This is a genomic window from Streptomyces sp. NPDC045955 (assembly GCF_056430805.1).
This window is the reverse complement of the sequence record NZ_JBWKKY010000010.1, coordinates 340,659-350,354: the sequence shown is the minus strand read 5'-3', so window position 1 is coordinate 350,354 and position 9,696 is coordinate 340,659. Positions and strand designations below refer to the sequence as shown.

The 9,696-nt window shown below is 71.6% G+C and carries 6 protein-coding genes; 1 reads left to right on the top strand and 5 read right to left on the bottom strand.

What is annotated here, in order from left to right:
• The coding region (locus AC07F0_RS23015; protein WP_478981402.1) for a maltotransferase domain-containing protein at nt 1-693 on the bottom strand (693 nt) is incomplete at its 3' end.
• Between the two features lie 215 nt (nt 694-908).
• On the bottom strand, nt 909-2,111 hold the full coding sequence (locus tag AC07F0_RS23010; RefSeq protein ID WP_478981400.1) for a S8 family peptidase: 1,203 nt from the start codon (nt 2,109-2,111) through the stop codon (nt 909-911).
• Between the two features lie 290 nt (nt 2,112-2,401).
• Here AC07F0_RS23010 and AC07F0_RS23005 point away from each other — a divergent pair, with 290 nt between their 5' ends.
• Nucleotides 2,402-5,023: a glycosyltransferase family 1 protein gene (locus AC07F0_RS23005; protein ID WP_478981398.1), complete on the top strand. Its 2,622-nt coding sequence runs from the start codon at nt 2,402-2,404 to the stop codon at nt 5,021-5,023.
• A gap of 72 nt (nt 5,024-5,095) precedes the next feature.
• Here AC07F0_RS23005 and AC07F0_RS23000 read toward each other — a convergent pair whose 3' ends face one another.
• The 3 genes from AC07F0_RS23000 to AC07F0_RS22990 form a co-directional block, all read right to left on the bottom strand.
• The gene (locus AC07F0_RS23000) at nt 5,096-5,617 is read right to left on the bottom strand and encodes a DUF1990 domain-containing protein (protein WP_478981432.1); all 522 of its coding nucleotides are present in this window, start codon (nt 5,615-5,617) and stop codon (nt 5,096-5,098) included.
• A gap of 68 nt (nt 5,618-5,685) precedes the next feature.
• Entirely contained in the window at nt 5,686-7,332 is a 1,647-nt protein-coding gene (locus AC07F0_RS22995; protein WP_478981396.1) for a M4 family metallopeptidase, read from the bottom strand.
• A gap of 209 nt (nt 7,333-7,541) precedes the next feature.
• A complete protein-coding gene (locus tag AC07F0_RS22990; RefSeq protein WP_478981394.1) occupies nt 7,542-9,602 on the bottom strand; it encodes a M4 family metallopeptidase in 2,061 nt (686 codons plus the stop codon).
• Nucleotides 9,603-9,696 lie beyond the last annotated feature (94 nt).

Here is a 9,696-nt window from a genome sequence, read left to right as displayed (position 1 = left end):
CAGTGGCTCGGAGGTGGTGACCAGGTCCCGCAGCGGATGGCGGGCCAGGACCTCGTCCACCTCCGGCGTCAGCGCCGCCGCCAACCGCGCCGCCGCCGGGCGGTTCTCGTCCCGCAGGGCGGCGACGGCCCCGAGGATCACCTCCCGGCGGCCCTCCTCCTCGGGCACCCCGGCGGCCGCCCTCTCGTACAGGCGCGCGCCTTCCTCCAGCACGACGTCCGTGTCCATGCCCGCCGGGATCTTGATCTGCGCATGATGGCGCCAGGTGCTGACCGGGTCGCCCCACGCCTCCACCGTGAACGACCACAGGCCGGGCTCCCCGGCGGTCACCTCGGCGCCCCACCGGTCCGTCCCCGGAGCCAGCTCACGCATCGGCGTCCACGGACCGGGGCGGCCCTCCGGATCCTTCAGGACGACATTGGCAGCGACCGCGTCGTGCCCCTCCCGGAACACGGTCGCCGAGATCTCGAACGTCTCGCCGGTCACGGCCTTGGCCGGTCGGCGTCCGCGCTGGACGACCGGGCGGACATCGAGAACGGGTATGCGTCCGACGGCGGTCGCCTCGCCCACGGGGGGTGGTTGCGGAATCTGCGGACCGGCGTCGGCCGGGCGTGCGGGACGGGACTCGCCGCCGGGCGCGCGCGCCCCGGTCCGGCGGGTGGGGGGTGGTGACGAATGGTGCTTGGCGGGCATGACCGCTCCTGTCCGCGTCAACGTGGGTGGGCGGATGTCTGTGGGGAGGTGGGTCCTGCATGGTGCTCCTGAGAGGGGTACCCGGAGGAGCCTTCCCACCCTATTCGGGTGGGCAATCCGGCACTTTGTTAACTACTCACGCGTATGTCGACACACAAGACCGGCCTCGTCCGCCACGGACGAGGCCGGCCCCTGCGCGTGGCTGCTCCTTCGCCCTAGCCGTGCGGCACCCGCAGTAACTTGTCCGGTGAGCCGGGACCCCGCCCGGAGATCTTCCCGGTCGCCGCTCCCGTGGTCAGAGCCCTCGTGACCTGGGCCGGAGCCGCTTTCGGATGATCGGCCAGATACAGCGCGGCCGCGCCCGCGGCGTGCGGCGCCGCCATCGAGGTGCCCGAGAAGGCGACCCGTGCGGTGTCGCTCGCGGCTGACGCCGAGGTGATGCCCACGCCCGGGGCGAACAGATCGAGGGCCGGGCCGTGGTTGGAGAAGGCCGGTTTTGCATCCCTCCGGTCGGTCGCGCCGACCGTGATCGCCTGCTTGACGCCCGCCGGGGAGTACTGGCCGGCCGGCCTGCCGTCGTTGCCCGCGGCGACCGTGTAGGTGACGCCGGAGGCGATGGAGGCGCGGACGGCGGCGTCCAGCCGCTCGTTGCGCGGGCCGCCCAGGCTGAGGTTGGCGACGGCGGGTTTCCTCGCGTGCCGGGTCACCCAGTCGATCCCCGCGATCACCCGGGCCGTGGTGCCCGCCCCCGCCGCGTCGAGGACGCGCACGGAGACGACCCGGGCCTGCTTGGCGACACCATGGGTCCTCCCGGCGACCGTGCCGGCGATGTGCGTGCCGTGGCCGTTGGCGTCCGACGCGACCCTGTCGTTCCCGACGAAGTCCCAGCCGTGGCTCGCCCGGCCGCCGAAGTCCCGGTGCGTGGTCCGGACGCCGGTGTCGATCACGTAGACGCTCACCCCGGCGCCCGCCGACCCGGGCCAGGTGTAGCTCCGGTCCAGTGGCAGGCCCGTCTGGTCGACGCGGTCCAGGCCCCAGGAGGGCGGCCGGGGCTGTGTGCGGTCCAGCCGGACGCGGGTGTCCTGGACGACCGAGGCGACCCGGGGATCGGCGGCGAGCCGCCCGGCCCGTCTCTCGTCGGTCCTGATCGCGTAGCCGTTCAGGACCGTGCCGTAGGTGTGGCTGATCCGCACCCCGTACTTCTCCGCGAGGGCCTTTCCGGCCGCCGATGGTGCCCGGGTGCCCTCCTTCAGCGTCACCAGGTAACTTCCGTGCACGGAGCCGGGTTGCCCGGCGCCGAGTATCCGCCCCTCCGGTACGGCGTGCGCGGGCAGGGTGGTGGCCGAAAACGACGCAGCACAGATCGCCGCCGCCAGGCCCCCCGTCCAGCGCAGACGCCGTGTGTGCGTCCGTGCCATGGTCCGAGTTCCCCTCCTCGACTCGGCGTACGGCTGCCGCGCGGCGCCGCGTACGGCAGGCGCGGGCCCGGTACGCCAGGGGCAGCCTCTCGTGGCGTGTGAAGCGCCACAAGGACGCCTACGGGGGCGGAATCGGCCATATCCGCGGATGGGGCGGTTCCGGACGATCGGGGATTGGGTCGCGGAGCTTCACCGGAGGCGGCACCGACGCCGGTACTGTCGTAGGTGACGTCGATGAAGCCCTGTGTCAGAACCCTGCGTCATCCTGCGAACGCGCCGAGGTGGAACCCGTGAAGGCGATCCGTCGATTCACCGTCCGACCCGTTCTCCCCGAGCCCCTCCGGCCGCTCAGCGATCTGGCCCGCAATCTGCGCTGGTCGTGGCATGCGGAGACCCGTGACCTGTTCCAGTCCGTCGATCCGGAGCGCTGGTCCGCCTCGGGCGGCGACCCGGTCCGGCTGCTGGGCAGCGTGCCGCCCGCGCGGCTCTCGGACCTGGCCCAAGACCGCCGCTTCCTGCGCCGCCTCGCCGCGGTCGCGGACGATCTGAACGACTACATGACCGGCGAGCGCTGGTACCAGACCCAGCCCGACGAACTGCCCGCCGCGATCGCCTACTTCTCGCCCGAGTTCGGCATCACGGCCGCCCTGCCCCAGTACTCCGGCGGCCTCGGCATCCTGGCCGGCGACCATCTGAAGGCGGCCAGCGACCTCGGTGTCCCGCTGATCGGCGTCGGCCTGCTCTACCGGCACGGCTACTTCCGCCAGACCCTGTCCCGGGACGGCTGGCAGCAGGAGCACTACCCCGTCCTCGACCCCAACGAGCTGCCCGTGGTCCTCCTGGAGGAGGCCGACGGCACCCCCGCCCAGGTCGCCCTCGCCCTGCCCGGCGCCAGGCAGCTGCACGCCCGGATCTGGCTCGCGCAGGTCGGCCGGGTCCCGCTGCTGATGCTGGACTCGGACGTCGAGGAGAACGACCTCGGCGAGCGCGGCGTGACCGACCGGCTCTACGGCGGCGGCAGCGAGCACCGGCTCCTCCAGGAGATGCTGCTCGGCATAGGAGGGGTCCGGGCGGTGCGCACGTACTGCCGGCTGACCGGGCACCCCGCGCCGGAGGTCTTCCACACGAACGAGGGACACGCCGGGTTCCTCGGCCTGGAACGGATCGCCGAGCTGTGCTCCCAGGGCCTGGACTTCGACTCGGCGCTGGAGGCGGTCCGCGCCGGGACCGTCTTCACCACCCACACTCCCGTCCCGGCCGGCATCGACCGCTTCGACCGTGAGCTGGTCGCCCGCCACTTCGGCCCCGACGCCGAGTTGCCCCGCATCGACGTCGAGCGCGTCCTCAAGCTCGGCATGGAGACCTACCCCGGCGGCGAGCCCAACCTGTTCAACATGGCCGTGATGGGCCTGCGCCTCGCCCAGCGCGCCAATGGCGTGTCCCTGCTGCACGGCAACGTCAGCCGCGAGATGTTCTCCGGCCTGTGGCCCGGCTTCGACGCCGAGGAGGTGCCGATCACCTCCGTGACCAACGGGGTGCACGCCCCCACCTGGGTCGCCCCCGAGGTGTTCCGGCTCGGCGCCCGGCAGGTCGGCATCCACCGCGCCGAGGACGCGCTGACCGTCGGCGGCTCGGACCGCTGGGACGCGGTGGCGGACATCCCCGACCAGGAGATCTGGGAGCTGCGGCGGGGCCTGCGCGAGCAGCTCGTGACGGAGGTGCGGGAGCGGCTGCGGGCCTCCTGGCGGCAGCGCGGGGCCGGCACGGCCGAGCTGGGCTGGATCGACGGCGTGCTCGACCCGGACGTCCTCACCATCGGCTTCGCCCGGCGCGTCCCGTCGTACAAGCGCCTGACGCTGATGCTGCGCGACCGCGACCGGCTGATGGACCTGCTGCTGCACCCCGAGCGGCCGGTGCAGATCGTCGTGGCGGGCAAGGCGCACCCCGCGGACGACGGCGGGAAGCGGCTGGTGCAGGAGCTGGTGCGGTTCGCGGACGATCCGCGGGTACGGCACCGGATCGTGTTCCTCCCGGACTACGGCATGGGGATGGCGCAGAAGCTGTACCCGGGGTGCGACATCTGGCTGAACAACCCCCTTCGCCCGCTGGAGGCCTGCGGCACGTCCGGGATGAAGGCGGCCCTCAACGGCTGTCTGAATCTGTCCGTCCTGGACGGCTGGTGGGACGAGTGGTTCCAGCCGGACTTCGGCTGGGCCATCCCCACGGCCGACGGTGTGGGGACCGACCCGGACCACCGCGACGACATAGAGGCCGCGGCGCTGTACGACCTGCTGGAGCAGCGGGTGACGCCGCGCTTCTACGAGCGCGGAGGGCAGAGCGGGCTGCCCGACCGCTGGATCGAGATGGTCCGCCAGACCCTGAGCGTGCTCGGGCCGAAGGTGCTGGCCGGGCGCATGGTCCGGGAGTACGTCGAGCGGCTCTACACGCCGGCGGCGCTCGCCCACCGCTCCATGGATCCGGACGCTGCGCGGGAGCTCGCCGAGTGGAAGGGGCGGGTGCGGGGGGCCTGGCCGGCCGTCACCGTCGACCATGTGGAGACGTCGTCTTCGGCGGCGCTGGCGGAGTTGGGGACGACGCTGGGGTTGCGGGTGCGGGTGGGGCTCGGGGACCTCGGCCCTGATGACGTCGAGGTCCAGGCGGTTTCCGGGCGGGTGGACGAAGAGGACCGGATCGGCGACGCGGCGGTCGTTCCGCTGAAGCCGGTGGGATCTCCCGATCAGGACGGACGCTGGGTGTATGAGGGGCCCTTGTCCCTCGATCGCACCGGGCCGTTCGGCTACACGGTGCGGATCCTTCCCGCGCATCGACTGTTGGCCTCCAGCGCTGAGCTGGGCTTGGTGGCCGGGCCCTCTGAGGAGCTTGTCGAGGCTGCGGGGCTGTTGATGCGTTGAGTGTTGTCGGCGGGTGCGTGGGGGCTGGTCGCGCCCCGCGGCGGAGCCGCAGATCGAGACGGCCCCGCGCCCCTAGGTATCAGCACCACCCTGCGTTGCAAGGTTCCGTAGGACGGTGCCGCACCTGCGTGCATACGCGTGCTGGAAGCCCCTGGTCGCCGGGCCGCCCGCCTTCGCGTACCACTTCGCGCCGCGGCTGAAGGCGTTCACGGTCAGCCAGACCGTGCCGTCTCCCGTGCGGTCGACCACGAAGGACTCCTCGCCGCATTCGGGGTGGCCGGGCAAGGTGCCGTAGGCCCAGCCGGCGCGGCGGGGTTCCTCGATCGTCCACACGACACGGCAGGGGGCCTTGATCATGCCGGCGAGGGTGACGGTGACGTCGACGCCGGGGGCGGCCCGGTCCGCGCCGGCGTCGATGCCGACGCCCAGGGCGCGGTGCATCTCCCAGGTGAGCACCGCCTCCGAGGCCCGGCGGAAGACCTCCTCGCCCTCGCCGAGGCGCGTGCGCACGTTCATGGGGTGGAAGCCCGGCGGGCAGAAGCCCTGGTCGCGGGTGGCGCCGACATCGGCGTAGGTGAAGTCCTCCGAAGACATGGTCACCAAGAGTAGGGTGGTACCCGGGTCTGCCTTCGGTCCGGGTACCGCCCTCGGTCCTGCCTCGGTCAGCCGACGTTGACGGCGGACCAGGCGGCCGCGACCGCCTTGTACTCGGTGCTGGACGCGCCGTACAGCGCCGAGGCCGCGTTCAGGGTCGCCGTGCGGGCCTGCGCGTACTTGGTCGTCGACGTCATGTACGTCGTCAGCGCCTTGTACCAGATCTGCAGCGCCTTGGTGCGGCCGATGCCGGTGACCGTGGAGCCGTTGGACGTCGGCGAGTTGTAGGTCACGCCGTTGATGGTCTTCGAGCCGCTGCCCTCGGACAGCAGGTAGAAGAAGTGGTTGGCGGGGCCGGAGGAGTAGTGGACGTCGAGGCCGCCCAGGCCGGCCGACCAGGCGTCGGCCGAGTCGCCGTCCTTGCTGGGCTTGTCCATGTAGCGCAGCGGGGAGCCGTCACCGCGGATGTCGATCTCCTCGCCGATGAGGTAGTCACCGACGTCGGAGGCGTTGCCCGCGAAGAACTCCGCGCCCGCGCCGAAGATGTCGCTGGTGGCCTCGTTCAGGCCGCCGGACTCGCCGCTGTAGTTGAGGCGGGCCGTGGCCGAGGTCAGGCCGTGGCTCATCTCGTGGGCGGCCACGTCGAGCGAGGTCAGCGGGTGGGTGTTGCCCGAGCCGTCGCCGTAGGTCATGCAGAAGCAGCTGTCCGACCAGAACGCGTTGACGTAGCTGTTGCCGTAGTGGACGCGCGAGTACGCCGCCTTGCCGTCGTTGCGGATGCCACTGCGGCCGAAGGTGCTCTTGTAGAAGTCCCAGGTCACCTGGGCGCCGTAGTGCGCGTCGGCGGCGGCGGTCTCCAGGTTGGACGGGTTGCCGTCGCCCCAGACGTCGTCGGAGCCGGAGAAGAGCGTGCCGGTGCCGGAGGTGCCGCGGTTGAGGTTGTACGTCTTGTGGCCGCCGCGCGTGCCGTCCGTGAGGTTGTACGAGGACCCGGACTTGGTGGTGCCGAGGGTGACCTTGCCGCTGTACGTGGTGTTGCCCGTGCCGGTCTCGATGCCCTGGTACTCGTAGAGCTTCTTGCCGGTGGCGGCGTCGGTGACGACGTGCAGCTCGTTCGGGGTGCCGTCCTCCTGGAGGCCGCCGACGACCGTCTCGTAGGCGAGGGTGGGCTTGCCGTCGGCCGCCCAGATCACCTTGCGGGGCGTGGAGTTCGCCTCGGTCTTCTCCGAACCGGCAGCCTTCGCGAGCGTCACGGCCTGTTTCTCGGCCTTGGCGGCGGTCACGGCCGGCTTGAGCGAGTCGACCGCGAGCTTCGCCTTCGTCGCTTTGGTGACGCCCTTGGCCGCGCCGGATTTCGACGTGTGCACCACGAGGTCGCCGCCGAGGACCGGCAGGCCCGCGTAGGTGCGCTCGTAGCGGGTGTGGACCGTGCCGTCGGCGTCCTTCACGACGTCTCTGACGACGAGCTTCTCCTGTTCGCCGAGGCCTATCTCGTCCGCGGTCTTCGCGGCGTCCGCCTGCTGCTCCTTGATCAGGGCGGTGCGGGCGGGCGCGGAGAGCAGGACGGGGGCGGCCGCGAGAGCCGGCTTGGAGGAGGCGTCGGCGGCGGCGCTGCTGCCGGAGGTCAGACCGGTGGTGAGCAGCGCACCGGCCGCGACGGCGGTGGCGATGGCGAGCGTGGTGCGCTTGCGACGCGCGTAGAGAGAGGTGGACACACAAGCTCCTAGGTGTGGGGGAAGTGCTGTGGTGCTGTGCGGCGGGTGGGGGAAGAGTGACACTTGAGACGCGTACATGTCAGGACTGCGCGTGATGTTGGCCGGAAATCGACGACGAGGTGTACGCCCGGGCACGTGAAGCGGGCGCCGTCCCGGGGGAGTCGAACCCGCCGGGGCGGCGCCCTGTCCTGGGCGGACCGCGAACGGGCCTACGGGAAGGTGAGCTTCCAGCTGTTGATGTAACCGGTGTCGCGGGCCGCGTTGTCCTGGACCCGCAGCTGCCAGACGCCGTTGGCGGTTTCGGACGAGGCGTTCACCGTGTAGGTGGTGGCGATGTCGTCCGCGCTGCCGCCGGTGCCGTAGCCCTTCAGCGTGTACGCCGTGCCGTCGGGGGCGACCAGCTCCACCTTGAGGTCACCGATGTAGGTGTGGACGATGTCCACGGCGACCTGGAGGTTGGACGGCGCGTTGCCCGTCCGGCCGGAGACGGTGACGGACGAGGTGACCGCCGCGCCCCGGTCGGGGATCGCCACGTCGGCCGTGTTCTCGAAGGACGTACCGCCGCCGCCTCCGCCGCCCGAGCGGGTGCCGACGTTCACGCCCGCCCACGCGTCCTGGACCGCCTTGTACTCGGCGCTGTCGGTGCCGTAGAGCTCACCGGCCGCCGCGAGGGTGCCGGTACGGGCGCCCGCGTAGTTGGTGGTCGAGGTGAACTTGGTGGTCAGCGCGCGGAACCAGATCTTCTCCGCCTTGTCCCGGCCGATGCCGGTGACCGGAAGGCCGTCCGAGGTGGGCGAGTCGTAACTGACACCGTTGATGGTCTTGGTGCCGCTGCCCTCGCTCAGCAGGTAGAAGAAGTGGTTCGCGGGGCCCGAGGAGTAGTGCACGTCGATCGAGCCGATGCCCGAGTACCAGGCGTCCTTGGACGCGCCGTCCTTGCTGGGCTTGTCCATGTAGCGCAGCGGGGTGCCGTCGCCGTTGATGTCGATCTCCTCGCCGATGAGGTAGTCACCGACGTCGGAGGAGTTCTTCGCGTAGAACTCGACGGTCGAGCCGAAGATGTCGCTGGTCGCCTCGTTCAGGCCGCCGGACTCGCCGCTGTAGTTGAGGCCGGCGGTGTTGGAGGTGAGCCCGTGGGTCATCTCGTGCGCGGCCACGTCGATCGACGTCAGCGGGTTCGCGTTGCCCGAGCCGTCGCCGTACGTCATGCAGAAGCAGCCGTCCGACCAGAACGCGTTGACGTAGTTGTTGCCGTAGTGGACCCGCGAGTACGCGCCCGTGCCGTCACCGCGGATGCCGCTGCGGCCGTGCACGTTCTTGTAGTAGTCCCACGTCAGCGCGGCCCCGTAGTGCGCGTCGGCGGCGGCCGACTCCAGGTTGGTCGGACTGCCGTCGCCCCAGACGTCGTCGGAGCCGGAGAACAGCGTGCCGGTGCCGGAGGTACCGCGGTTGAGGTTGTACGTCTTGTGGCCGCCCCGGGCGCCGTCGGTGAGGTTGTACGCCGACCCGGACTGGGTGGTGGTGAGGTCGACCGTGCCGGAGTACACCGTGTTGCCGGTGCCGGTCTCGATCGCCTCCCACGCGTACAGCTTCTCGCCGGTGGTGGCGTCGGTGACGACGTGCAGTTCCTGCGGGGTGCCGTCGTGCTGGAAACCGCCGACGACCGTCTCGTAGGCCACGACCGGCTTGCCGTTCCCGGCCCAGATCACCTTGCGGGGCTCGCGGTTGACGCCGGGGCTCTTGGCCTTCTCGGCCTTGCTCGCGGCCAGGGCCTGCCGCCGGGCCTGCGCGGCGGGCACCGCGGCCTTCGTCGTGGCCGGCTTGATCGCGGCGCGGGTGGCCTTCACGACGGAGGCGGTGCCGTCCGCCTTCGTGCTCTGGACGACCAGGTCGCCGCCGAGGACCGGCAGGCCGTCGTAGGTGCGCTCGTAGCGCGTGTGCACGGTGCCGTCGCGGTCCTTGAGGACGTCGCGGACGACCAGCTTCTCCCTGGCGCCGAGGCCCAGGTCCTTCGCGGTCCGCGCCTTGCCGGCGTCGGCCGCGCGGATCAGCGCGGCGCGCTGGGCGGGGGTGAGCCGGACCGATTCCGAGCCGGGGTTCGCCTTGCTCGCGGCCGACGGTGCCGTGGCAGGGGCCGCGGTGGCGGTGCCGCTCTGTACGGCGGCGGCGATCAGCGCGGCGACGCCGGCGAGGGCCACGGCCGCGGTACGGCGGGGGGTGTGGGGAGTGCGTCTGTGGGAGGTGCTTCTTCGCGAGGAACTGCTTCTCAACACTGACTCCTTCTGCGGGACCGGGGGTCGCCCGGCCTGGGGAGGTGGAGGTGTTGCTGTGGGGTTGCTGTGGAGCAGTCGTGGGAAGCGTCGC

Coding starts and splice junctions, on each gene's coding strand:
- AC07F0_RS23010 (WP_478981400.1), bottom strand. CDS start 2,111: ATGGCACGGACGCACACACGGCGTCTGCGCTGGACGGGGGGCCTGGCG.
- AC07F0_RS23000 (WP_478981432.1), bottom strand. CDS start 5,617: ATGTCTTCGGAGGACTTCACCTACGCCGATGTCGGCGCCACCCGCGAC.